This is a genomic window from Arthrobacter sp. efr-133-TYG-118 (assembly GCF_030209755.1).
Lineage (GTDB): Bacteria > Actinomycetota > Actinomycetes > Actinomycetales > Micrococcaceae > Arthrobacter.
Window position 1 is genome coordinate 223,624 of sequence record NZ_JARVRH010000010.1, and the last position, 25,293, is coordinate 248,916.

General features: G+C 61.1%; 24 protein-coding genes and 1 pseudogene. 15 read left to right on the plus strand and 10 right to left on the minus strand.

The features are described 5' to 3' along the window. Positions 1–12: 12 nt before the first annotated feature. The gene (locus QRN59_RS09910; RefSeq protein ID WP_284982339.1) at positions 13–747 is read left to right on the plus strand and encodes a thermonuclease family protein; all 735 of its coding nucleotides are present in this window, start codon (positions 13–15) and stop codon (positions 745–747) included. Between the two features lie 987 nt (positions 748–1,734). Here the strand turns inward: QRN59_RS09910 and QRN59_RS09915 are convergent. The 3 genes from QRN59_RS09915 to QRN59_RS09925 form a co-directional block, all read right to left on the minus strand. Next, entirely contained in the window at positions 1,735–3,258 is a 1,524-nt protein-coding gene (locus tag QRN59_RS09915; RefSeq protein ID WP_284982340.1) for an esterase/lipase family protein, read from the minus strand. Positions 3,259–3,467: 209 nt separating this feature from the next. Beyond that, entirely contained in the window at positions 3,468–3,908 is a 441-nt protein-coding gene (locus QRN59_RS09920) for a hypothetical protein (protein WP_284982341.1), read from the minus strand. 601 nt (positions 3,909–4,509) lie between these two features. Beyond that, positions 4,510–5,211 carry a hypothetical protein gene (locus QRN59_RS09925; RefSeq protein ID WP_284982342.1) on the minus strand — a complete coding sequence of 234 codons (702 nt, stop codon included), beginning with the start codon at positions 5,209–5,211 and terminating at the stop codon, positions 4,510–4,512. A gap of 560 nt (positions 5,212–5,771) precedes the next feature. Here QRN59_RS09925 and QRN59_RS09930 point away from each other — a divergent pair. From QRN59_RS09930 to QRN59_RS09950, 5 genes are read left to right on the plus strand one after another with little or no spacing between them, the layout of a single operon-like run. Next, the gene (locus QRN59_RS09930; protein WP_284982343.1) at positions 5,772–5,987 is read left to right on the plus strand and encodes a hypothetical protein; all 216 of its coding nucleotides are present in this window, start codon (positions 5,772–5,774) and stop codon (positions 5,985–5,987) included. A gap of 28 nt (positions 5,988–6,015) precedes the next feature. Then, complete coding sequence (locus QRN59_RS09935; RefSeq protein ID WP_284982344.1) at positions 6,016–6,423, plus strand: hypothetical protein; 408 nt, start codon at positions 6,016–6,018, stop codon at positions 6,421–6,423. Next, a complete protein-coding gene (locus tag QRN59_RS09940) occupies positions 6,420–6,770 on the plus strand; it encodes a hypothetical protein (RefSeq protein ID WP_284982345.1) in 351 nt (116 codons plus the stop codon). Before QRN59_RS09935 ends, QRN59_RS09940 begins: the two co-directional genes overlap by 4 nt. A gap of 5 nt (positions 6,771–6,775) precedes the next feature. Next, positions 6,776–7,294, plus strand: coding sequence for a hypothetical protein (locus QRN59_RS09945; RefSeq protein ID WP_284982346.1), 519 nt, complete (start codon positions 6,776–6,778; stop codon positions 7,292–7,294). Between the two features lie 4 nt (positions 7,295–7,298). Next, positions 7,299–7,622: a Panacea domain-containing protein gene (locus QRN59_RS09950; RefSeq protein WP_284982347.1), complete on the plus strand. Its 324-nt coding sequence runs from the start codon at positions 7,299–7,301 to the stop codon at positions 7,620–7,622. Positions 7,623–7,636: 14 nt separating this feature from the next. Here QRN59_RS09950 and QRN59_RS09955 read toward each other — a convergent pair whose 3' ends face one another. Continuing rightward, a complete protein-coding gene (locus tag QRN59_RS09955; RefSeq protein WP_284982348.1) occupies positions 7,637–7,861 on the minus strand; it encodes a hypothetical protein in 225 nt (74 codons plus the stop codon). A 30-nt stretch (positions 7,862–7,891) separates the two neighbouring features. Beyond that, positions 7,892–8,227 (minus strand): histone-like nucleoid-structuring protein Lsr2, encoded by a 336-nt coding sequence (locus tag QRN59_RS09960; RefSeq protein WP_284982349.1) that lies wholly within the window; start codon positions 8,225–8,227, stop codon positions 7,892–7,894. A gap of 221 nt (positions 8,228–8,448) precedes the next feature. Here QRN59_RS09960 and QRN59_RS09965 point away from each other — a divergent pair, with 221 nt between their 5' ends. From QRN59_RS09965 to QRN59_RS09995, 7 genes and pseudogenes are all read left to right on the plus strand, one after another. After that, positions 8,449–8,688: a hypothetical protein gene (locus tag QRN59_RS09965; RefSeq protein WP_284982350.1), complete on the plus strand. Its 240-nt coding sequence runs from the start codon at positions 8,449–8,451 to the stop codon at positions 8,686–8,688. A gap of 44 nt (positions 8,689–8,732) precedes the next feature. After that, positions 8,733–9,059 carry a hypothetical protein gene (locus tag QRN59_RS09970; protein ID WP_284982351.1) on the plus strand — a complete coding sequence of 109 codons (327 nt, stop codon included), beginning with the start codon at positions 8,733–8,735 and terminating at the stop codon, positions 9,057–9,059. Positions 9,060–9,265: 206 nt separating this feature from the next. Continuing rightward, positions 9,266–9,378, plus strand: a pseudogene (locus QRN59_RS09975) (DUF3039 domain-containing protein). 4 nt (positions 9,379–9,382) lie between these two features. Beyond that, positions 9,383–9,826: an NADAR family protein gene (locus QRN59_RS09980; protein WP_284982352.1), complete on the plus strand. Its 444-nt coding sequence runs from the start codon at positions 9,383–9,385 to the stop codon at positions 9,824–9,826. A gap of 234 nt (positions 9,827–10,060) precedes the next feature. Then, complete coding sequence (locus QRN59_RS09985; RefSeq protein ID WP_284982353.1) at positions 10,061–10,315, plus strand: hypothetical protein; 255 nt, start codon at positions 10,061–10,063, stop codon at positions 10,313–10,315. Between the two features lie 216 nt (positions 10,316–10,531). Continuing rightward, positions 10,532–11,029: a single-stranded DNA-binding protein gene (locus QRN59_RS09990; RefSeq protein ID WP_284982354.1), complete on the plus strand. Its 498-nt coding sequence runs from the start codon at positions 10,532–10,534 to the stop codon at positions 11,027–11,029. 153 nt (positions 11,030–11,182) lie between these two features. Further along, positions 11,183–11,500: a hypothetical protein gene (locus tag QRN59_RS09995; protein WP_284982355.1), complete on the plus strand. Its 318-nt coding sequence runs from the start codon at positions 11,183–11,185 to the stop codon at positions 11,498–11,500. A 333-nt stretch (positions 11,501–11,833) separates the two neighbouring features. Here the strand turns inward: QRN59_RS09995 and QRN59_RS10000 are convergent, their stop codons facing one another. The 5 genes from QRN59_RS10000 to QRN59_RS10020 form a co-directional block, all read right to left on the minus strand. Then, positions 11,834–12,241 (minus strand): transposase, encoded by a 408-nt coding sequence (locus tag QRN59_RS10000; protein ID WP_284982356.1) that lies wholly within the window; start codon positions 12,239–12,241, stop codon positions 11,834–11,836. A gap of 199 nt (positions 12,242–12,440) precedes the next feature. Continuing rightward, positions 12,441–13,217, minus strand: a complete 777-nt coding sequence (locus tag QRN59_RS10005; protein ID WP_284982357.1) for a hypothetical protein — start codon at positions 13,215–13,217, stop codon at positions 12,441–12,443. Positions 13,218–13,712: 495 nt separating this feature from the next. Beyond that, entirely contained in the window at positions 13,713–13,847 is a 135-nt protein-coding gene (locus QRN59_RS10010; RefSeq protein WP_284982358.1) for a hypothetical protein, read from the minus strand. A gap of 197 nt (positions 13,848–14,044) precedes the next feature. Beyond that, entirely contained in the window at positions 14,045–15,148 is a 1,104-nt protein-coding gene (locus QRN59_RS10015) for a hypothetical protein (RefSeq protein WP_284982359.1), read from the minus strand. Positions 15,149–15,385: 237 nt separating this feature from the next. Further along, positions 15,386–16,330: a patatin-like phospholipase family protein gene (locus QRN59_RS10020; protein WP_284982360.1), complete on the minus strand. Its 945-nt coding sequence runs from the start codon at positions 16,328–16,330 to the stop codon at positions 15,386–15,388. A 900-nt stretch (positions 16,331–17,230) separates the two neighbouring features. Here QRN59_RS10020 and QRN59_RS10025 point away from each other — a divergent pair. Together QRN59_RS10025 and QRN59_RS10030 are read left to right on the plus strand one after the other, a co-directional pair. After that, positions 17,231–17,968, plus strand: a complete 738-nt coding sequence (locus QRN59_RS10025; RefSeq protein ID WP_284982361.1) for a hypothetical protein — start codon at positions 17,231–17,233, stop codon at positions 17,966–17,968. Positions 17,969–17,973: 5 nt separating this feature from the next. Beyond that, positions 17,974–25,272, plus strand: coding sequence for a Tc toxin subunit A-related protein (locus tag QRN59_RS10030; protein WP_284982362.1), 7,299 nt, complete (start codon positions 17,974–17,976; stop codon positions 25,270–25,272). Positions 25,273–25,293: the final 21 nt, after the last annotated feature.

The window sequence follows — 25,293 nt, forward strand, 5'->3', positions numbered from 1 at the left end:
AGCCACCATGTCATGACCCAGTACCTCGCAAGCGCGCTCCCTGTCTCCGGCCTCCCGGTCCGCTCGCCCTCCGGCGAGCCTACGGGCGGAGCGTACGGCCGGCACAGCGCGCTCACGATCCTCGTCGGCCTGACCGTGATCTTTGCCCTCACCGGCTGCCAGGGCGTGCCGAGCCAGCCCGTCTCGACCAACCAGACCATCAGCCCGGTTGCTCCGGCCCAGCCGGAGGCGACGCCCACCCATTCAGCGGCCGGGGCGCAGGCCAAGGCTGTGAAGACCACGATCGTCCGTGTCGTCGACGGCGACACGATCGAGGTTCAGGTAATCACCGATCTGCAGCCCACCAACGACGCCGGGACCCAGCACATAGTGAGGCTCCTGGGCATCGATGCGCCGGAGATGAACTACGGCAAGGGTGCACCGCCGGAATGCGGTGCACGGGCCGCGACTGATCATCTGACCGAGCTGCTGCCCAAGGGCACCGAGGTCACGATCACCCACGACCAGGCTCCCGGCGTGGATCGCACCGACCGTTACGGGCGATCCCTCGCGTACGTGTCCACGGCTGCGATTCCCGACGTGAACCTGGCCCAGCTGAAAAGCGGCTACGCCGAAGCTTGGATCCCCAAGAGCGCGGCTCAGCCCGAGCGATGGAACGACTACCTCTCCGCCGCCGAGCTGCCCAAGTACGCCAAGACCGGCGCATACGGAGCACCGGAGCACTGTCAGAGCCTCGGCCGCAAATAAAACAGAGTCGGCACAGCCGACTCGGGAACATCATCGACAGAGTTCGAGGCTCGAGAAGACGAGCGAGAACTCCGACCGGACCGGCTTACGCCGGACGAGGGACTGAGCTGCCAGCGGCCGGTAACAGGCACACAGCACAGTCCACGTAGCAAGAGAGCTTCGCACCCGTGGTCACTGGAGGGCCGCTCGTCCAATCTCGCCTCCGTAGGCTCGCCGCTCCTCCGGCGAGCCTACGGACGGAGAGCATACGACGACAAGAACCCGCACGGCGAGCGAAGAGACGACGAGCGCAAGACGAGGCATGACCTCTGAGCGCGGATCCGAATGCTAGGGGAATCGGGGTAGCTCCCCGACGCTACGAGGCGGCCAACGAACTGCGAAACCGGACAGGCGGCGCTTGCTCTCTCACACTCTTCTGAAGCCCGAGCTGCGACTATCGCGTTGCGGGCATCAGGACCAGCCGGGGAAAGTACCCCGGCGCAAGGGTCTGTGGCTCAACGGCACAGCATCAGGCGTTCTGACTCACCGGGGTTCGACTCCCCAGGCACCAGCGGCAGGTGAGACCCGGACGACAGGCGCGGCAGCACAGCGCGACGCACTGAAAACGCAGGTTCGAATCCTGTCGGACCCACCAAATGCGAACGGTTCGATTCCGTACTGCAGGAGGCTAGCGCCTGCAGACCTCATACTCGCGAGGCCGAGGTCCCCTGGACGGGGCGCGTCATCAACTTCACTGCCGCTTGGTCACCACCAAGAGAAGCCCCGATGCCAATGGCGTCGGGGCTTCTCTTTCATGTGACGGCTCCGGCTCCGCCGGTGTTCTTCGGCCTCCCGCAAGCGTACGGCCGTACCCAAAACAGACCAGACCAGACCGTCGACATTTCCTGGCGCGGTGCAGAATGGTCAGCGTGTGCGGACGCTAGGTGATGAGCCGGGCCACCGGAGACCTCCTGAGCTAAGCCGCACTCTTGCGCGGTTTCGTAATTCCTAGTAAGGCGAACCCGTGGTTTGCACAGTCGTTGTGTAGGAGGCGGGGCCGGCTCCTGTTTGCGCGTTCCAAACCCGGAACCTTACCTGGTCGCCAGAAGTCAAGACATAAGGATTCCCGTATTGGCCTGTGAATCCGGCAATCGTAAAGGCGGTGTCGGTCCAACTTGTAACCCGAATTGTGACCAAGTCGACGGCGGACTCTTGGGCGGTGCCACAGGACGCCCCGGTGTCTGTGCCGGGCGCGTACGAAGGATCGCCGTGCCCGGCGTTCCACCCAGCCGTCAAGTCAGAAACTTCAATACACGGGAAGTCACCGTTGAACGGAGCCTGATTCCCAAACCCGCTTCCCGAGATGATGACGGTCTGCGTCTGTGATGGCGAAACCTTGCTCACCGACGTGATCGTGACAATGGCCGCTCGTTTTCCCGGGACCGGATCAGAGGGAGACCGGTCTGTGTAGGTACCCTTGATGCCTGCGATGGGGGATGCGTTGGCCGCTTCGGGCTTGACGGCGCCGACCGCAGCATTGGTGCCGTTGATCGTCCGCAGAAGGTTCATGTGGAAGCACGGGTTGGTTTTACCGAAGACGTGCCCGATGAAACCGTCTTTTACGGCCCCCAATGTGGGGCCAAAGGCTTGAAGGAAAGTGTCGCCTCCATCCGCTCCTGCCGCCAACGCGAAGCCGCATGATTCGTCTTTCACTGTTCCGCTTCCAGCGGAGGCAGAATCATTGGCGACGATGACATCACCTCCGTTGATTCCGGGCCCGTCAGTTCCGGCGCCGAACAGTGAAATCCCTCTAAACATGGTGGAACCTTCGACCGCAGTGACATGGACGGTGGACGGCCAAGCGGCCAAAGCCTGAAGTTGCGGGGAACCAGAGCGCAAGGCTTGGCCTGCATCCGAGTCGAATCCTGTGATGAAGGACGGAAGATTGTCGCACGGGAAGGTCAAGTCCGTAGTGCTGTGGGTCATCTGACGTCCGCATATGTAAGTGATGATCCACGCGGCTAGGGCGACCCCGCTGGCGACGTTGGGACGGGTCAGATTTGAGGCGGCTCCGTTGGCGATCGCCTTCGCTGCCAATGCTGCAACAGCGGAGCCGGTGTTGGGCGTTCCGAAGGTGACGACCTGACTGACGCGGTCCTTGATCGCCGGCCCCTTGGTTGCCTTCTGGTCTAGGGCGAAGCGTGCGGCGAGTCCACCCATCGAATGCGCGATGATTTCAGCTTTGGTGCCGTAGAAGTCGGTAAGGCATTCAATCGCGGAAGCGAGCCGTGGTCCGATATTCGAATCATTCACCCATCGGTTCGAGTACTGGCTGTAGTCAAAGTTATAGATCGCCAAACCTGGAATGTTTTCCAGCTGGCCGGTAAGGGAGAACGGCAATTTTACGCCGTCTCCGCCGTCCCCGCCGTCGGCAAACAGATCGATGGGCTGGGTAAACGTTCCGGTCGAGCCGTTCCACCCATGGACCAAAATTACCGGAACAGGTCTTTTACCGTCGACAGGCTTCGACACGATGGGCTGACCTTTCGCGTCTTTGTCTGCGTCCGGTGCCGCGGTCACACCGTATTGGCTGCAGGTGTCCGTGCGAAAGTTGGCGGCAGTGCTCAAACCTGCCGGGGGAGAGGGAGTTTCCGCAGCGGCTAACGGGACTGCCATTACACCCATGAGAACGAGAGCAGCCACTGTTAACGCGGCAGACAGCAATCGCGCGCGGTCACCTTTCATCTTGTCACCGGTACCGTTGCGAGGACTTTCCACTTGCCGTCTTCCAGAACCATCATGGCGGCGTACGTTTGATCAGCTTGGTTGGGCTTGCTGATTTCCACCTGAACGAGGCCCTGCGAGGCCCCCGACGTCGACCAGCTGTTTTCGACCACATGGGTTTTTGTGCCCGGCGGAAAGGCTTGACCGTACTCTGCCCGGACCGGGCTCTGTGTCGAGACGTATTCTGCCGGATCCGCCGGCAAGCTGCTGATGGCGTCCGCAACTTCAGTTGGGACGGGCGAACTAGTCCGGGAAGCGGACGACCCGGTGGCAGACGCCGTCGCCACCGGCGGGGTCGGCGTTCCGCGTGCTCCGGCTAGTACCCACCACGAAAGCAAACCGACCACAAATATTGCGATGGCCGCTCCACCGCTGATGAAAATTGTCCGTCGGCTCATGTAAAGCTCCTTGCCCGTTTGTCACCGTAAGTGAGAACCGTTGACTCACGCCACTGCACCGGAAGATGCCCTCCTTTGGGCGGCTCCGGGCTTAGCCGGCAGATCCGATCGTCCATTGTTTAGACGTCCAATCAACGGCGTTATCAATTGAGGAAGAGTTGTTGCGGTTTGCTTTTTTCCCCTCACCCAGGCCTGTGACCCCGCAAAAAGTGTTGACTGCCTGAACAACGCCGACAGTGTTTCCCGGGCCATACTGTTTGAGTTTGTGCAAAGCAAGGAGCGATTTCAGTGTCGACTGCTTATCGTCATAGGACCTGGCAGCGTATTGATCGCACGTCCGGTTGCCGGAAGCTGAACAGCCTGGGAGGCGGTTGTAAGTATTACGAACGCCATGGTCGGTTTGGAGACCAGGGAGCACAAAGGGTGCGTTGCTGGTTGAGGGTGCAAAGTTTTCGTCCTTCCATCGTTTAATACCGTTCAGGGTCCCCTTTCGATGATGAACAGTTTGCGACCTTGCCCATGGGACGGGCGTGCTTTTCGCCTGAGGCTTCTCTCCCGTCAACGTCGGCGCCGCCTGCAAGAAGAACGATCTGTCACGTTTTTACCGCTCATTCGCCTGGATGGCTGTGATTGACGCTTCGACGTTCCCGGGAATCTGAAGTGTGAAACTGCCGGCTGGTATTGTCACGCCACGTTCTGCGAGGCTTTTGAGCCGTTCCAATTCAAAGCGCTCCGCGACGGTAAACGGGACCGATATCGAGGCCCGATGCCAAGCGATCATGGCCGCAAGCCAGAGTGCCAGCTTCGGAACGACGACGCTTCGACCACTCCATAGCTCGATACCTGCTAGCCCCCGGGATGTTCGAACCATGATGTCTATGTAATGGTCGGCCCCGCCAATCAGCGGTTTTTGCTCTCGCAGAACCACACTTTCGATCCATTCGTGCCTAATGTTTCCGATCGCGACAAGTCCCGCACTTCGTCGTTTTGCACGGGCTTTGCTCACCGCGTTCGCTGTGAGTGCAACTGCAAGCCCGACTGCTCCAAGCCCCACCCATCCTCCTCCTTTGTCAAAGTCCATGGTGAGAAATGCAATGCGGCGATCAGTGACAATCAGAGTGGTCCCGTCCGGCAACTTCCAGCTGGCAGGCTTGAGCCCGGATACCTGGCAACTACACGTGAACTGAACAGACTCGCCGGCTTCGAGCTGCAAGCGTGAGCCGTCCGGACTGCCGACAGCCCAGTAGGGTTGTACTTCGCTTCCGACTTCCTGAAGCCCCAGAAGCTGGTCTGGAAAGGTCATTGCGTGACTCCTACAGTTGTGCGGGCATGACGCTCGCAGACGGCGCTATTGCCTTGTGACGCAGCGTTGGGACCGGTCTGGCCCAACAATTCATATATCCATGAACGGGATGCCGGTAGAGTGCCGGTTACTTGGTTCCCGCTTCATTAATCCGGCCACACAGTTTGGGATTACCCGTAACGTGCTCAGCCTGGATGTCACGTCGCCAAGCCGTGCTTTCACCGTCGGCGATGATCGCCAGCCCGCACGTATCAGCAGATGCCCTGCTCTGAATGCCCGGCGCTGAACTCCTGTAATTCCCGCAATGCACGCCGTCGACGAGCGCATGGGGACGGGGGAGAAGGGCCGGTTTCTCCAAAAATAGTCAGCTCGTCAAGATGCCGAAGAGGCGTCGGTGCTTCGTTCGTGTGACGGCTCCGGCTTCGCCGGTGTTGTTTGGCCTCCCGCAAGCGTGCGCCGGTGTGTCAAGCAGGACAAACCAGGCCAGCAGAGCTGGCCCGGGATCTTCATCGACAGAGACATCTCTCTGTACCGGAACACACCTTCACGAGGAGTCCAACATGGCCCAGCTCGCTGACCTCCACGACGCCGACAAGCGCATGCGCGATCCGCAGGTCCGCGCGCTCGCGGCGAAGCTCACTATCCCGCACCCGCTGAACAACGTCCACGCCGACGGTATTTCCCCATGCCGGCATGGACGGAACCACGCCCGGTTCCAGTTTTGCCGGCAGGCGATACGCGTCATCCGCATCCTTCCAACGAGCCACATCTCATGACCACCCGCTTGTAAGGAGCCACCACGCCATGTTCACGATGACCCCCGCCCAGAGCTGGGCGTCCATGCTTCTGGTCTTCATCCTCGTCGGCCTGGCTGTGCATCTCATAGTCACCTTCGACACCTGGCTGACCCTCCGTCAGCTCAGGCGCTCGACGGCGGAGAGCACGGCCGTAACAGGCCTGGCTCCCGAAGGGCCATTCGCAACAGTGCACGACCTGGCCGAGGCCAGGACTCGCCGGGCCGAGCTGCACAGGGCCGAAACCCTGAATGCCGACCCGAATGCGATGAGGTCTACGACTACGCCGTTCACGGGCTCTGACACCAGAAAGCACAAGGCACACGCCATGCCCATCACTCTGCCGGGCCTCTCGCGCCCAGCTCGTGACCGGAAACGCCGCGTTTCCACCCACGCCCGATCCCAGGAGACACCATGACCCTCAGCGAAGCGCCCCGCCTCAACGTCGTCGCCGAAGCGGTCACCATTCGGTTCTGCGGCGGCTCGCTCGAGCTCACCGGCAAGCTGCTGTTCGACCCGCGGACTGCCGTGCTTGTCCTCGGCACCGAGGATGGCGAGCCCGAAGAAGTGCTCACGGTGAACCTCGCCGTGTACGGGCTGTTTCCCGAGACCGCTGACGAAGTCCTCGTCAAGGACTGGTCCGAGGGAGAGGGCACAGCCCAGAGCCTCATCGACGCCGGCGTCGTAGTGTTCGTGAGAGAGCACTTCGTCGGCCCGTTCTCCTCCCGCGCCGTCCGGCTGCGGCTCATCACGAAGGAAGGCTGACCATCATGGCAGAATCCGAGCAACAGCATGACGACGGCGAGCTCCTGACCTGTATGACCGCGCTGCCGCCTTTCGAGGAGACAGAGCAGGGGCGTCGCGAACTCGAGGCAAAGCCGGGCTTCACCGGCACGCTGCAGGAATACCTCGACTGGCTCGACAAGATGCTCATGTACGGCGGCCGCGTTGAGCAGGGTCTGCTCGGCTTGATGTACTGGGAGTCCAGCCACAGGGGCGGATTGTTCATCTTCCAGATCCCGCAGGACGCACTCGACAGCGAGCAGGTCCTCGAGTGGATGAAGCCGGAGACCAACGTCTTCGAGACGATCTACCTCGTCGACGAGATCCGCATCCCGCACGAGAGCTGGATCATCGACCCGGAACGGGAGAAGGTCGAGCTCTCGTGCGGGATGCGCACCGATGAGAACGGCAACATCCGGCGGACTCTGATTGTCATGCCGGAGGAGCTGGACGACGAGACGCTGAGGCTGTTCCATCGGCGCACGCTCGAGCAGGGCAAGGGCTGAAGCGATGGCTGAGATCTTGTCCGATTCCAGTGCGCCGACCACAACCACAGTGTTCGATGTCGCAGAGTACATCCTCTCCAAGAACGCGGTAGAGCACCCTGAGAATCCAACGATGTCGACGATGAAACTGCAGAAGCTCGTCTACTACTGCCAGGCCTGGCACCTCGCCTGGGACGGCCGGACGCTGTTCCCGGAGGAGATCCAGGCCTGGGCCTCCGGTCCCGTATGCCCGGCACTCTACGAGGTACACCGCGGCATCTTCGCGGTCGGGCCGGGCTTCTTCGCGAAGCGCCTGCACGTACGCAACGACATCGCAAGCTGCGAATAACGCTAAAGCATCAGTCAGTCGCTGCGCCTGACGGCAATCCAACCTTGGCCCGCGTTGCCGGTCTCATGAATCCATTGCTGGCCGCATTCCGTGCAGCGGTAGTCCTGTTCGTCGGCGCGCATACCCTTCACAGCGATCTCTCGCAGTTCACCGACCGGTACCAGCGCCGCGTGTGGCGGTTTCTTCCGGCCGGACACTCCGAGTCCGGTCAAAGCCTTGCAGTCGTTGCACATCGCCATGCGATCGAGAGTAACAGCCAGCCGAGGCGCTCAGGCGATGGCCGTCGCCTTGTCATAAGCGTCCACTACGTTCTGTGCGATCCGACCTCGCGGAGCAACGGAATAACCGTTCGCCTCGGCCCATTCGCGAATCTTCGCCAGATCCGGCTTAGCCGGCCGTGGTCGGCCAGCGCTTCGCTTTCCAGAGAGCTGATGTGCGGCGCTCACGCATCGCTCCAGAACCTCCTGAAACTCGCTGAACTCTGCATCGGTGAGGTCGATTTCGTAGCCCTTGTCGTCAACGGAAAAGAGCGTTGGCTTCTTCGAGCTATCGAGGGTCGCACCGGAAACATCGCTGAAGCGATGGATGACAGTCTTTGTTCCCATGCCTGGATTCTAAGCATGGCGTTCACAGGGACCGGAAAAATGTGTCTTCGGTGAGTGTTGAGAAGCGCAAGACTGCCGGACACGGAACTCAGCATGTGACGCCGCATTGAGTACTGCCAGCAGCAAAGCTGCTTCGGGATCATTCTCGATGGCTCAGGCATTTGACCGACTTTCAGACATGGCAGCCGCACCTGCCGGCCTCAGCAGAACAGGAATCCTTCATGAGCGCCCTCGCCTCCGAGCACGATCCGGCCCTCCCGTACCTGGTGGTCAACACCGGTGGTCACCCGATCGCCCGGTTCGCCGTCGAAGAGCACGCGAACGAGTACTCAGCCCAGTGGCTGGGACTGTTGTCGCCGATCGACAGCTCCATCGCCGGCAACACCGGCGAAGCAGCGGTCGCCGAATGGACGGCAAAGCAGAAGAGGGACTCCGCTAAAGCCAGAGCTTCCGGCTGGTGATCCTCTGAACATCTCACACAACGAAAAGGACAGGACCTACGATCATGACGGCTATCGACGACAGCGAGCTGACAAAGCTCCAGGAGCTCCAGGGTCTGCTCGACGAGGCGTACAAGCACTACTTCGAGCTGAGCGCCGGCTACTGCAAGTTCAGTGAGGGCCACGTTGCTCTCGAGTTCGGCAATTTCTGGAACCGGCGCGGCGGTGCTGATGGCGCTCTGAAGATCCTGGGCGTCACGGTCTACTCCTACGTCTTCGGCCCCGGCCGGACACACCACTTCGAGAGCCTCGACGAGGCCCTCAACGCAGTGCGCACCTGGCATGCCGAAGAAATGAGCACCGAGTACGACGAGGACGGCGATCCGGTCTGATCACGAGCTGCCACCTGAACCAGCACAGAACAGGACCCACCCTGATGAGCACCACCTTCCAGAACGCCAGCACGGACACCGAGATCGACGTCGACACCCTCTTCAGCTCGATCGTCGAGAACGAGGAGCGAGTAAAGGACGACGGCGGGGGCGAGCACTACAGGCTGTCGCACTACGTCAGCAAAGAGGACATCGTCCGCTCCTCCATGACGGGGGAGCCTGTCTTCGCGGCAAGAAGTGGACGCCGTCCAAGAACCTGGAGAAGTACCCGGTCTGCCCTGAATGCAAGGAAGTCTGGGAGACCCTCAAGGAGGAGTAGCGCCATGTCTGATGCCATCACCCGCTTCGACCGTGAGCACCGCTTCCTGTCGAACTTCCACGTTGCCCCTCTCGAAGTGCATTTCGTTGCGCCGGCTCTGCGCCCTGGCCTCGCCGGCGGCTTCGAGATCGGCCTTGTGGGTGGCCTGGAAGTCATCCAGGCTGCCAGCGCCGAGCACGCCTTCCAGGCCCTGAAGACCGTCGACCCCGCGGAGCGCGCTGCTGTCCTGGCCTGGGAGACCCCGGGCCGTGCCAAGCGCATGGGGCGGAAGGTGACGCTGCGTCCCGGCTGGGACGACCTGCGGCTCTCCGCCATGGAGATGGTTGTCCGCGGCAAGTTCCGGGATCTGGAGCTCGCACTGATCGCCACCGCTGACGCTCTCCTCGTCGAGGGCAATACCTGGGGCGACCGCTTCTGGGTGTGGACGTGTCCGACGGCCGGGGCCTGAACATGCTCGGCCTGACGCTCATGAAGGAGCGGGCTCGCCTCATCGCGCTGAATGGTGCCGGTTGAGGCCTTCATCGATCCACCTACGGCAGGGGTGCACGGATTCCGTGTGCCCCTGCTACGTCCCGGGGTACTTGCTTGCCTCCCGAGAAAAGTTCGACTCCGCGTAGATCAGCAGAGCTGATCCGGGTCCCGCCCTGACAGAGACCATCCATTGTCTACAGGAGACATTGCCATGCCTGAGCGCCAGCCCACCGAATTCGAGCTCGACTGCTATGTCCAGCAGAGCCGGCTCACCGATATCTCCGAAGAGCTGGCACGCGTCCAAACGAAGATCTGCGACGAGCTTCGGACGCAGAACATGATCGCCTTCTACCAGCTGGTTCAGGAGAACGAAGCACAGGGCAGGCAGGCGCTGCCAACCAGCGGCAGCAACACCGCGCTGCTTCGTGAGATCAGCAGCAACATCGCAACGCGCCTGAACTACTGAAGAACACCGCCTTCGGCGAAGAAAGCACGGATACCGATCAGCGCAGCTGATACGGGAACAGCAAAAGCAGTGCAAGAGCATCCGATCGGCAGAGCCGATTCGGGGTGTGCCCTGACAGACAAGCCCGTCTCGCCCTCCGGCAAGCCTACGGGCGGGAACAACACCTTCCGGCGTCGATGCGGCGCGGTAACCATCGAACAATTCAAGGAGAACACCATGTCGAACGTCGCCAACAACGGAACCATCATCGGCCGACTCGCCCGTGACCCCAAGGTCTTCGCGAACGAGGACGGTTCCGCCAAGGTCGTCTTCACCGTCTTCGTGAATCGCAACTACAAGAACCGCGCCGGTGAGCGCCTTGCGGACGCCATTCCGCTGGAGACCTTCATCAACAAGGACGCCAACTTCGAGGCGACCCCGTACGCGAACGTCCACAAGGGTGACCTCGTGGCCGTCGGCACCGAGCTGCGCATGAACGAGTATGAGCGCGGCGGCGAGACCGTCCGCGATCTGAAGGTCATTACCACCGGCATCACCTTCCTTGAGTCCCGCCATACTGTGCAGAACCGCCTGGCCCAGCGCGTGAGCGCCGCCGAGCAGACAAACCGCGAGGTCCAGGCCGCCCCGGCTGCCGCTGCACCGGCTCCGGTCCCCGCCGGCGTCGCCGCGCGTGACAGCTCCGCCGTCCAGGACGAGCTGCCTTTCGGCAACTGAGCCTGACAACTGAATAGCCGATCCCCGGTGGCTGCGCCAAGAGCGCTGCCGCCGGGGGTCTGTCATTCGCAACATTGACCCCTGACCGTCTGAGAACCCCACCGGTTCTTTTCTTTTGCATAGCATCAGCCACTCAATGAGGAGAGGAGAATCATGATCCGCTTAAGCGAACCCACCAACCAACAAATCGAAGAGGCCCGGGCCTTGTTGTTCCTGGCGGACCTCAAGAAGGCTCTTCGCGACCAATACATCCGTGACGCCGTCCTGGAGCTCAGCGTAGATCGCAACATCCATAACCAGGTTGTCTACTGCATCCATGCCACTCGTGGAGCTCTGCAGATCACTGGCCCCGAAGGCCGTGCTGTGCACCCTATCTCAGACACCCCGTTCACGATTGCCCGATTACTTGCGAGCGACGCACGGCAGGCAGCCAAACACGAAGCGGCGATCCCGCAGAGTGCGGCAGCATGATGCTCCCCGCGCACGCTCTGTGGAGCCAGGCCTTCGTGATCCTTCTGCCTATCTTTACTAGGGGCGCCAAACGAACCGGACGACGGCTACGGATACTGATCGTCGCTCCATTCTGGTCGTCTCGGCTTTTCTTTCATCACCCCCTGACCCCGTGGCTGCTCATCCTGGGCGCCGCGGGGTCTTCTATTTCCTGTCTGAACAACTCGAATGAGCTGCTCACGGATGCAGCCCTGGCCTGCGACGGTTCGGGCCGCTTCGTGGACAAGGACAGCCCGCCGACCTCGATTTGGATACCGCAACCCAAAACTCACGCACCAGTGGGCCAAGAAAGCTTTAGTGTAGCGTTTCTGAAGTAGTTAAAGCGGTTGGCTTTGGCGAGGATCTGTTCGGGGTTTTGGTCCAGACGAACGGGTGGCGGCGGTCGTTCCAGTCGGTCATGAATCGGCGGTTTTTCTGGTTGAGGTCTTTGACGCTGGTGAAGACGCCGAGCCGGATGGCCTGCCGGTCGATGATGCCGAACCCGACTTCTGCGAGGTTCAGCCAGGATCCCGAAGCGGGAGTGAAGTGAACGGTGAAGCGGGGATGGGCTGCAAGCCATACCTTGACCTCAGGGGTCTTGTGCCTGGCGTAGTTGTCCATCACTAGGTGCACCACCTTTCCGGGATCCGTGCGGTCAATTTCGAGCCGGTCCCGGCGCGCCTTGACCCCGCCGAATCCAACTGTGCGGTGAAATCCTGGCAATGGGCTTAACCCTTCACCGACTACGCTGCGGACCAGCGGGCACGGCCTACGACACTTCCCTTCCACGTCGAGGCCATCGGCCGCCGGGGAACGATCAATCAGATCTCAGCGTCTTCCGACAATCTTCGGTGGGGGCGGGTGCGTGAACGCGCTGGGCTCCGATTCGGAGTGAGCTGTTGTTGCGTGTCAGGTTAGCGGGCTACGGAGCGCTGGTGTCCTGATCTTTTGTCCTACGGCGCTTCTTTCCATTGCTCTCAAGCTCCGCAAGGTGGCTAATTCGCGGATACTCTTGGATTACGTAACTCTTAATAACATCGGCCCTCGCGGCATCGTCGGTAATTGAAAGAATGAGATTACGAATCTGCATCTGACGCGCGATATTAGCCGGTAAGTCATAGAGCTCCTTGACTCGCTCAGAAGCGACATCGTGGGCCTTTCGAAATGTCTTGGTGATATATGCGGTTACCCCACCAATAACAGCAGTAGCGGTGCCAGCAATGACAACTCCGCCAATGGTGGGTGCAAGCACAGCTATAGTGGCGAAACCGATCACCGCAAGGAGTCCAACGCCCATCGCATATTGGGCCGAATAGAAACTGTGGCGCGCTTGTTCGAGAGCCATGCTCCTAAGCCCTACTATCTGTTTATCGATTTCTCTGCCGACGCGCCACTCGGCATCATCATCGATGCTCTCCCTCGTCATAAGGAGCATGCTCTGCTGGCGTTCCAAGCCGTCGAGTCCGTTAGATATTCTTCCGAGCATGTATCTATCTCTTCGTTGAGAGCTCCATGCAGACTGCAGGCCAAAGGTAGCGAGAAGAAATGCGCCAAGAATCAGCCCGAGTGCTATGGTGCGCACAGCGTTCGTAGACGGGTCGTCGTAAGGATCGTAGGCAATGGACAATGGAGGGGCAACGAGGAGCGGTGCGAGACCCCATCCGGATAACCGTTGCTCAGTGGCTCTGTGGCTGTTCATCTCTACACCCACCTTGATACACAATCGTAACCGCGGCCAGTGCCGCGAACAGGGCAGATAGGGATATCTCAATGCGGAATCTCAACACAGGACCTCACTAACTGAGGGTGGGACTTATTCAGAGAATTACCCGTGGACCAGGGCTTTCTGGTGTCACCGACGGTCCAAGCGGACACAAAATTGCAGCCGTCGGGTTGTCCTGTTCCTCGCCCTGGCGCAGTTGATTGGACCAAGGCAGAGAACGCAAGGTTGCTTGCGGGAATTGTCCCGCCGAGCCTCCTTTCGGTCAAGGCTTCAGGGGCTGAAATCATTCCCTTTCTGCGCCTTGCAATACCAAGGGCCCAAGATAACCCGGGGGACTGGCACCCATTCGGATGTTCAGCCCCCTAGGCTCATGCACAAGCCATCCTTGTCTCGCGGCGCAGCTTTGGCGGTCCTGCCGCTCCTAGTGATCGGCTATCAGGTGTTGAAGCACCCGAGGAATTGCCACTTGAGTCATTCGCCCCTGGTGCCATAGACGTGCACGACTGCGCAGTAGGTGCTTCCGGCCAGAAGGGGAGCGGTGTCTTGCCAGACGTTGGTCCAGTGACCGGTCCAGTATTTGGTGGAACTGGGGCCCGAGATGTCCATTTCAAACCTGTAAGGGTTATCGGTGAAAGCATGTGTTCGTTCCAATGGTTTGTGCAGGACGCCGCTTCGACTTCGCCAATCATTCATCATGAGGCCGCGGCGCAAGCGTGAGATACGGCTGGCCGTATTCTTCAACGGCCATCGGCCGACCTTCTATTGGATACCTGCGCTTTGGTTCCACCGGCTTGGATAAAGACTCAGCCACCGGTGCTCTTGTCGTTCTGCTCGTCGGTGCTTGCCTCAGCAACCAAACGCGCGACCAAGGCGCTCACGAGGGCGTCTCTTAGGACAAGGGCTTGGAACCGACCAGCGGAAGTCAGTGCGAAGAATCTTCGCGGACTGGATGTCAAGAGGTTTGCCCAGTCACCGACGCCTGCTTGTTTATCGGCGTGGTCAGTAACCAGAACCGGTTCAAAGAGATCACGCAATCGTTGAACGTGCACATGTCGGCGGAGACTTGAAAGGTCCGGAACATCCACGTTTTGCTGTAGGAAAAGCTCAAAAGCAAAGTCGGGGTCTGGACTTTCGTTGCTTGGGGGAAGGAAGAACGGCTGATTGTTCCAAGGCAAGAGCACCTGAGGGAATGCACCGGGAGACGGCTTCACCGGTTCGCCAATCTGCCATCGGGCGGTCATCGCGGCTGCGGCATGATGTGCAATACGAAGAGAATCGTTAGAAGCAAGAATTTGTTCGAGCAAATCGGACGGGGCGGCCCAGCCTAGAAAGACCCCTGGGGCCCCGTTACGGTCGCCTATAAACGCGATAGCCTGTGGCCGAGTACGCCTCGCCGCACCTGCAATAAGGATAAAGAGGCGAGACTCCCACCATTTCTGCCCGTTTCCGAGGTCTACCACCGTGATATCACTGCTCTGCGCGCGGCGCAAGGATCGCAAGATGCTCGTAACAGAACTCTGGGGAACGGGTTCGCTTTCGGGGGTCCCGAGATTTTCGCTCAGCGTCGTACTGCGTGTGCTCGAAGCGGCCTGAGCTGACGCCGAGTCAAACGAAATTTTTATGCCGCCGGGCACCTCAATTCGCGCGCCGGAGGCAGCTAGTACTTGAACGACGAGTAGAAAGACTGACAGGAGGCTGAGTGACACTACCCCTAGCAGAACCCATCCTTCGTAGCGGCTGTCCGGCCAACCCAGTGCTGCCTTGGCAAATCCATAGATAAATAGCAGGACTACCAGAACCACTGGCACTGTCAACAATGCTGCGCGACTAGTCCACGGCCACAAAGCGCCGCTTGACGATTTCGCTTGATTTACGACCTTTGTCGTTGCCATTTTGTTGCCCATCATGCTCCAGCGCGGTCTCTGGAGGTCAGGACCCGCTACCGGTCAAAAATTTGCTAGGAAGCCGTGGGTCGGAAGTGACTCGAAAGCTTGATGTTTTCGTGGCTATAGCTGCCGCGTCAAGGCCGGCACCCATGCCTGTTCTGTGTGTGTCGATAAGGCCACGACACGGCGGCCTTTCCCGTCTGGGACGCTCTAAGGTCCAGGCCCCAAGCAGTGTCCGCTTGAGCCCCGGAGAGGACGTCAGGGCCATGTCCAGCCCTTAAGGAATTTTTGGGCGCTGGTCCAACCGCTCGTGTACAGCTCTACCTTCTGCGGGCCCGTGAGCTCGAAGTCGGTCGCTTTGAATCCAGTGGTGTCGACAAAGATTGTCCGTTTTTGTACACCGGGATGGTCGTCGACATGTGCGCGGTCGTGGGCGCCCATCATCGTGCTAAGGAGCGACTTTGAAAATTCGAGGTTGTTTGCAGTGGGTGCCCACTGTTCGTCGGCCAAGGCCGCATTGGCCGAAAGCTTGATACCGAACGTCGGCCAGCGCGGATCCTTGCCGTCATCCCTGTCGAAGATATCCACCGGGAAGTTGGACAACATTCCGCCGTCCACACACAGGATGTCGCCATTCTTCGCAAACACACCACCCACGGGCAACTTGAACGGTCGGAAAAAGAATGGAATTGAAGCGGATGCTCTCACGGCATCAGCAACCGGCTGCTCATCGGGGTCCACTCCCAGTAATTCCTTGTAGTCCCAGGGAAGCCTTAGCATCCTGCCCTGCGAGACGTCAGAGACGATGACCACAAGCTTGTATCGCCGCTCCGGCGGCAGAGCACTTTCGGCGTCCTCATCCCTGAGGTCCGCCCAAGTCTTGACGCCGTTGTCCGAGAGTTTCTTGGTTATCCACTCATGCAGTCGGTTTCCTAGGAACATGCCTTCCTTGAACAACAATCCGAACGCTTCGCCAGCGCCCTCGGCGTGTTTGAAGACCCTGGCAACGTCCTGAAATTGGCGGAAGTCCTCCTCCATCGCCAACTTGATCTTTGCCGGCGTCATGCCCGCGGCAAGCATCGATCCTACAATGGCCCCCGCCGACGTCCCGGCGATTCGCTTGAAGGCGTAGCCGTGATTTTCCAGAGCGTTCAGCGATCCGACAAGGGCTGCTCCCTTGACACCCCCGCCCTCAAGGACCAAGTCAGCCTCAAGGGCCGAAACTGTGTCTTCCATGGCTATCCTTCTTTCAATAATCCGTTGCTGGATAGGTTCACGCTGCGAGTAAAGACAGATATCGAGCCAGGGGATGGGGCTGCAGCATGGCTTGAGCCTTCTTGCGGGGGTTTAAGTGATGAGTCTTTGCCGAAACAGTCCCCCAGACCGAAAGGCACACCATTGTGCGTGGAATCCATACCGGGCACTTCGTCATAACAATGGCTGAGATGGCGGCGCGACCGGTAGCCTACGAGGTCGGCAACAGATGGGTCACGAGTGGTTGGTACTCGTCTTTTTAAGAACCACTTAGTCTCCGGGGAGAGCCCACTCGGCCCGGTTCTTGACGGTTTGCCCAGAATTCTCGTTCGATGGTCTTGAACAGGGAGATGCTTCCCGGCCCGATGGGGCGGGCCCGGGCTAGGAAGTCGGGCCAAAATCTGGGCCGCGATTGCGTCATTTCGCGATGACGTTAAAGCAGCTCCAACAGCATCGTTTTCCTCGAACAAGCCACGCCACTGATCACGACGAAGCGCAGAAGACTGGATCGTTCCTTCGCCTCGTCCTGCAGGCCCTGTAGCCGAACAAGCACGCAGCCTGCCTGCGACAACCGTTGCAGCGGGTGAAATACTAAAGTGAATCTCTCCCAGAAGATATCGTTGGTCTCCACCCTCGACGAGTCAGAGTTGCCCTTGAAAAGCTCCCGCGTTGTGCATCAACGTGTCGCAGTTAACGGCAACTTTGACAAGCCACCGCGGGGTAGTTGACGGATTTCATACAGTGCGGGATCCTAGGCCTCTCAGCATTGTTCTTCATGCCTTTCGAACCGTAGCCATATTTGGTGACGCGGGTTGTATTGAAGTAATTGCAAGAGGGTGATGCACTGTCATGAGCATGCCTGCACGTGTGATTGGCGTTCCCCGCGGAGCGCCGAGGTCGATACCCGACAACCAACCAAATCCGGAAGCTGCCGGCCCTGCGATGCTTGGTCGAACTCCGGACACCGTTGTGAACGCGGCGTTAGGGGAGTCGCTCGACCAAGGCGATGGAAGTTTACGACCACTCAGCACACGGGCGTCGTGGGTCGTCCTCGGATGGCTCCTGGTGGTCGCCGCGACCACAGGCCTTGCGTGTGTTACCTTGCTGTCTGCGCTGGAGCAGGTTGAGCAGGTCGCCCGGCAGACGGCAAGTACAACCGTCACCGCCGAGCCGCCGATTCTTCCGGACCTGAATGTTCTGGGCATACACATTACTTTTACCGCAGACGCGGGCGTCCTCCTGCTGGCGATCCTCTGGGGCATGCTCGGAAGTCTTGTCCACGCCCTTACGGAACTGGCCCAGTCTAGAGGTACACGACAAAGCAAACGCGGCGGACCTCGATATCACGGTGCCGTATGGTTTGTCGCCGCACCCTTCCAAGGCGGTCTGCTCGCGTCCTTGGTGATCGCCGCAGTCGCTGCCGGTCTTCTCAGCACCGGTCAGTCGACGTCGTCGACCGGCGTTAGCTTATTCACGGTCTCGTCGGTCGCCGGGGTGACCGGGCTGTTCAGTAAGCGGATGACCGACAAACTCGCAGAACTCATCAACCGTGTGACCGACACGGGAGCCAAGAAACCGCCGAGGTAGAAGCGATGAACGAAACAGACGGCGCAGAGAACCTGCCAGGCAGTGGATTGGTGACAGGAATCGCGCAGGAGGAAGCCGCACTTGGCTGGGTCATTTACAACCAGGATCCGGCGGCGCGAACCGACTGGGTCGTGGTCAGCGACGGCCCGACGGACAGTATGCCTGTGTTGCAGGTGACAGCATCTCACCCCGGGACCCGGTTATTCAGAAACCTGGTCGCGCCGGTGTCCGTGGCAACGCAGGTCAGCGGCTGGCAGCGGGTGGCCGCGGGTGCGGTGTTGGCCGGCGCCGGAGCGGGGGCTGCCACGACCGACAGTCTCCGGTTCGGCAGCGGATCGGGATGGCAGCAGTTCAGCCTCCCGGCGGTCCCGCCGGCCGACCAGGTCGTGTTCTACACGGCGCTGCCGGGCACGACGTTCAGCGTCTACGACGTCGGGATCGATAGGTCCGGGTTGCACTCGCCCACGGACGGGGCCGGTGGGTTGAATTCTCAAATAATAGCGACCGCGAGGGCGCGTTTTACGGCGTTGGCGAACAAGCCGGTCACGCCTTCTGTCGCGCCCGCAGGTGTCCTGATGCCACAGCAGCAACCATTTGCCCGGCCGTCACTCCCGTCTGGTTCTGCGGATTCGGGGCCGATCCAGGCGATGCCTGCGCTCAGCGGGTCCGCGTTCAGCCTCAGCATCGACCCGCCCGCTTCGGTGCAGGGGCATGAGCCGGGGACCCCGGTAATCATCAAGGGCACCTATCAGTTCCGTAAGGACATCCAACCTGTCGATGCTCAAGTCGTTCTCACCATTGACGGAGTAACTAGCGGTCCCGTGGATCCTGTGGACGCCGATCGATGGGAGGTTCCGGCTCGGGTCTATCGCACCGGAGACCTTCCTGTTGTCTGCGCGATGACAGCGACCGACGCGTACACCGGAAGCATTATGCAAGCAGAAGGCACGGCCACTGTCACGGTGAGCTCCTTGCAGAGCGCCGTCCCGGCTTTCACGGTCGACACGCCCCAGTCCAACGACTCCGTCCCGATCGGCTTGGCTGGAGGCGGGTTCGCACTGGCCGTGACTACCGCGGCCGACTTCGGACCCCGTTCCCTCACCTGGTCTTTCGAAGACGCGTCAACCGCAAACTCGCCGACACGGTTTGACTGGCAGGGCCGGGTAGCGGTATCCGTGGCAGCCAAGAATCTACCACTGGGTCCGCAAAACCTGCAGGTGAGCGTGTTCTGCGATGAGCATCCGCAAGTCAGCCAGACAGTGCAGATCCCGGTCAATATCCGGGATTTTACCGGGCCCGCGCTGAGGGTAACCCAACCAAACCAGAATCAGACCATCCGTGTCGCGACCCTAACCGGGGCCACCATCACGATCACCGGGACCGCGAGCGACACGCAGAGCGGGATGGGCGGCCCGGCGAAAGTGGAAGTGTCCCTCACTGGCAGGGACACCGACTACACAGCAGCGAGCACATCTGACGGGTGGGCGAACTGGACCATAACCGTGCCGCTCATCGACTACGGGGCCTATACGGCACAGGTGCGTGCTTTCGACGCCGCCGGTAACCGCACCAACACCACAGCGCCCTTCCAGATCGTTTCAACCTACCAACCAGGCTCGCTCGCGGAAAGACTTGATGACCGCTCCTACCTCGACGCGCTGCTGACCTTTGGCCATGATCAGGTCCGGGCCGCTGACGGCAGCCAGGTGTCAGGGCATACTCTGGAAACAGTATTTAGTCAGCCATTCGAAGCGCTGGCCCAGCCGCTGGCGGGCGCCGCGACCGCGGCAACGGATGCCGTGAATGAACTCCGGCCCACCATCGAACTGATCCGTCGACTCCAACCACGACTACTCGCTGCTGACTGGGCATTCACGCCCCCTGGCCTCACCAAAACCGTGCCGGACCTGTCCGGCTGGGGCCAGACTCTGACCCTGCAAGCGAACGCATCGATCCGGCTAGCCGGTCCGAACGGGGAGCCGGTGCTCAGTGTCGACGGGTCAAACACCGGCTTCGCCAGCACCGCCGGCGACGTCGCCGGGCTAGGAGACCACGGAGCTGGATACTCGATCGTCTTTGACTACTACCCGCAGTCGCCCGTCTCCGGAAAACCACGAGTCCTCCTCACTAAATTTACGAAAGAGCCCCAAGGTGTTTTCGCCATTTGGCTCGGCGAAGCCGACAACACCCTGCACTTCCTCGCGGGTACCGGCTCCGTAGGCCAAGTGTCCACATCCCAGCCGCTTCCCTTGAACCAATGGTCACACATCGTCTGCATCTGCGATGCGGAGGAGGTGCGGATATACCTGAACGGGGTTCTCGCCGGCCGGGAGAGCTACGACCCGGTGCCCGACTTCCAGAAGACCGACCAGAGCAGCTTCTACCTCGGCTGGATCCCCGACCCAAAGGCCACCGGCGCTGCCGGCCTCTACGGGCGGGTCCGAATCTACGAACTCCCTCTGAGCGATGACACCATCCCACGACTCGCGACCGGAACCGACACCCAGCCGCCGTCAGCCCTAACGGATGCCGCAACAACGGGCATGCAGGGCTACCGGCAGTCCGCATACCAATCTCTGCTCGAGGCCATCGGGACCAGTTACGCCGAGCTAAGACTGGCGGCAGGGGCCGACGATGCAACCCGGTCCTCCCTCGCCTCCCGTCTGGGAATTGACCTCACCGGAAACCCCGACCAGCTCACCCAACTGACCATCCTGCCAATAACAGCCGTCACCGAAGCCGGCCTTGAAACACTCTTCGGACTTCCCAGCACCGACCCGGGCCTGGACCCCCTTCGAGCCCGCACCACACCCCTGCTACAGCAATGGCGAGAAACCGCGATGACAGCCCGCTGGGTCGCGCAGGACCAAGACGCCACTACGCGGCCACTACCGGTGATCCTTGACCCTGACCTCCTCAGCCCCGCCGACCTGACCGAGCAAGCCGCGACCGGCCAGACCGGCCAGATCCTGGCAGCACGGCAGCAGCAAGTTCTCGACTGGGCCACGCAGTTGCACGCGCTGCACACGACCTCCGACAAGGCAGCCCTCCAATTCGGCGCCATGCTGCTCTACGCCCTCCCGGCGGACATCACCCTGGACGCGATCGGCCAACACCTGCGCGAGGGCGTCAACATCGCCAACGACCTCAAATCGGCACAATTGACGCTGCCGGCATTCCGCACACTGAGCCAGATTCAGCAACTGTGCAACGCGGGCACGGTGACCGACGACGAGTGGACGACAGCAGAACAAATCCTCACACAGGTCCTGAAAGTCGGCCAACACGACACATGGCACACCCAGGAACAGGGCATCTCCGTGTGCCCAGCCTTGTTCCACCCTTCGGACAGCCCGCCGACGCTCATCCCCTGGCGGGCTGCACCGATTGACCGCACCGCGTGGGAGAACCTGCTCCAGTCTCGTCTCAACGAAGTCGGGGCCGATCGCGACGGGCACAGCGCACTGCTCGCCGGAGTCGAACAACGGGTGCTGCCCTTGCTACGCGACACCCTCGTCGCAGCGATCGCCGGCCGCGAGGTTGCCCACGATGCCTCGGAACGACTCACCCGCAGCCTCGCCGTCAATCTCCAAGCGTCCGGCGCACAGGAGACCACCCGGATCACCGCCGCGACCGACACCCTACAGACAATTCTTTTCAGCACCCGTAGTGGACTGTGGCCCCCTGGCCACCCGGCCAGCGGATGGAGCGTCACCGATACCGACAAATTCGACCAACAGTGGAGCTGGCTCGGCGACAGCAACGCGTGGGCGACGGCAGCCACCGCCTTCCTCTACCCGGAGAGCTGGCTCGATCCGACCCTGCGCACCGACCCGAGCCCAGCGTTCCAGCAACTGGTCAGGGCAACGCGTGCCGCCCCCAACCTCGACGCCGCCGGCGCGCGGGCGCTTGCCGCCCAATTCCAAGCCACCCAACGTGCCGAGTATGAGGGTCCCGCGTCACATGGTTTCGTCAACAACCCGCAGGTTGCATTGCTCTTCACCGACAGCTCCGGTGCCGTCGCCGTCGACTCGGTCACCCGCTGGACCGGCAAGCTAAACGGCAACGTCGCTTGGACAGACGGACTCTTCGGCCCGGCCGCGCAATTCAACAAACCCAATGCGGCGATCGACTTCGATGTCACCGTACAGGGCGCACCGCCGGACATCTCACAAAACTTCACCATCAGCTTCTGGGCATTCCCCACGGCTCCGATCGTCATCAACGCCCCCGGAGGCAACATCACCGCAGGACTAACCGGGCAGTGCTACGCCTACGGGCCTCTACAGGCAAGCGGCTACGGCACCGACCATGTAGGCGCCGGAGTATCGGTCGGCACCAACGGGGTGAGCGTCTACGAACACGGCGACAAATACCTGGCCCCCGTCGTCAGCTACAGCCTCGACATCAGTGACTGGACCCACATTGCCGTGGTCTACCGCAATCGAACCCCCTGGCTGTACATCAACGGTAGGAACGTCGCCACCGGCAACCCCAGCCCCAAGACCGTGCACGCACTGCCCCAATCGCTCGGCAACGCCTACGGATACGGCCAATACCTGGGCATGTTGCAGCAAGTCCGCGTCTACAACCGCCAGCTGCTGGATCCCGACGAAACCGACGTACTGGCCTTCCGCCTCACCGACCAGCTCGATGACGCCAGCCTGGACCGGCTCGCCGCAATGGAGAGCCGAATCCTGACCAACCTGTGCAATCCGACGCCTCCGTATGTTCAGGCTGCCGGCGCCGTCTTCACCGAACTCTTCTACTTCGTTCCGCTGCTGCTCGCGCAGCGGCTGCAGGCAGCCGGCGAGTTTCTCGCTGCCCTGGACTGGTGGCGCACCATCTACGCCTACCACCGGCCACGGCTGCGCCGCTTCATCTACTACCCGCTCAGCCTGGAGAGCAACACCGCGGCGAAACTACAGCTCACCGGCGACTGGGCGGCCCATCTCAACCCGCACGCCATCGCAGCAACCCGGCCGAATGCCTACACCCGCTTCACCCTCCAATCGCTCGGGCGGTGCTTCAGCGACTACGGCGCCAGCGAATTCGCCAAGGACACCAGCGAGACGCTGGACCAGGCGCGCACACTGTACGAGACCGCCGCCGAGATCCTGAACACTCCCGCCCTGGGCCTTCCGGTCCGGTCCCCGACCGATGACGTGGCATTCCCGAACCCCTTTCTCGCCGGGCTGCAACAGAAAGTCCGCCTTCAACTCACCAAACTCCGGCTAAGCCGATACATCACCGGCGAGCCCCGCACATTAGTCACCGACATCGCGCAAGTGATCTCGGCAGGCCCCCCCGTGCAGGCCACGCCCTACCACTTCAGGACGCTGCTGGACCGAGCAAAACAGCTCGTTGCCCTTGCCCAGCAGACCGAGTCGGCCTACCTGCACGCCCTCGAACAGTATGACGACAGGTCCTACCGCCGCTTCGAGGCGCAAAACGGCATCGACGTGGCAGCCCAGCAGGTACTCCTGCAGCAGGACAAACAGACCCAGGCGCAGGACGGCATCGGCCTCGCCCGCAGGCAGAAAACACGAGCGGATCTGCAGGCGGCCCAGATGACCGCACATATCGCCGCGGGCCTCAACATATATGAGCAGAGCATGCTCTCCGACATCTGGTGGGCGAACTCACTCAAGGACTTCATAGGCGGGCTTGACGCAGCAATAACTGTGGCAACTTTCGCGCAACAAACGGCTGGCTTCGAGGCCGTGTTCAAGTCCGTGCCAGCCATCGTGGGTAGCGGCGCCGCTCTCGGCAAAGCCGTCTTTACTGGATTACTTGACCAGGCCGAGGCACAGTTGCAGGCCGATCAGCTGATGGCCAGCCATGAAAACCAGGTCCAGTCCTGGCAGGACACCCTGCAGCTGGCACAGCAGGACTCGCTTATCGGCGACTCACAGATAGCGATCGCCGATGACCAGCTCACGATCGCCACCCAGGAATCGGCGATCTCGCAACTTCAACTCAGGCAGACCCAAACCACTCTCAACTTCCTCGACCGACAATTCACCAACGCCGATCTGTACCAGTACATGAGTGGCGTCCTCGGCGAGGTCTACGCCTTCCTCTTGCAGGAAGCTGCGGCCGTCGGACGCCAGGCGCAATCCCAACTGGCGTTCGAGCGGCAGATGCCGGTCCCGACCTTGGTTCAGAGCAATTACTGGACGGATGCCGGTGGACAGTTGGCCGCCGCCGGGGCGAAACAGGCCGCACCCACTCCGAACCTGCGCGGACTCACCGGAGCCGAACGGCTGCTGCAGGACCTGGCCACGCTGGAACAGTTCAGTTTCAACAACGACCAGCGGAGGCTGAACCTGACGCAAACCTTCTCCTTGGCTAGCCTTCTGCCGCTTCCATTCACGATCTTCCGTCAAACGGGCGTCCTGGACTTCGCCACCTTGCCCGACTGGTTCGACCGGGCCTTCCCCGGACACTACCTGCGGCTCATTCAACAGGTCCGCGTCTCCGTGATCGCACTCATTCCCCCTGATCTGGGAATCCGAGCCACGATGAGCGACTCAGGAATATCACGCGTGGTAACCGGCGGCGATACCTTTTCGGAAGTCGTGATCCGGCGAACCCCGGAGACAGTAGCGCTCACGTCTCCCGCCGGGGCCACCGGCGTATTTGCTTTGGACACCCAATCGGAGATGCTGCAACCGTTCCAGTCCCGCGGCGTGGTGACCGGATGGAGGCTGGAGATGCCACTGCCGGCCAACCCCTTCGACTACGGCTCCATCGCCGACGTCCTCCTGTCCTTCGATTACACCGCGCTTGCAGACCCGGCCTACCGCGACCAGGTAGTACGCGGCCTGAACACCGCCCGACTCAGTGCCGACCGTATGATCAGCATCCGCCAGGACCGCATTGATGCCTGGTATACCCTGATCACGCCACCTGACCCAACCGCGGCACACACGGCCACGTTCAGCCTGAACACCAGCGATTTCGCCAGCAGCCTCACCGATCTGCCCAGAGTCGCCGACATATCGGTGTACCTGCCCACCAATCCATCCGATCCGGCCTCAGCTCAGGGCGCAGCCGGTGCGCCGTTTCGGATCACGTTGCGCCATAACGGTAGGGGTGGCCAGGGCCAGGCTTCCGACGGCGTGATTGGCACCCGCCGCGGTAACGCTCCCGCCTGGGAATCGATCCGGAACACCCCCGCGGCTGGCGACTGGACAGTCACCGTCGACGCCGCGGACGCCGCAGCGTTGCTGGACGGAACACTGCAGGACATCGTTCTCATCATCAGCTACACCGGTACCGTGCCGACATGGTCACTCTAGTCACAGTCACTCACAACGGGA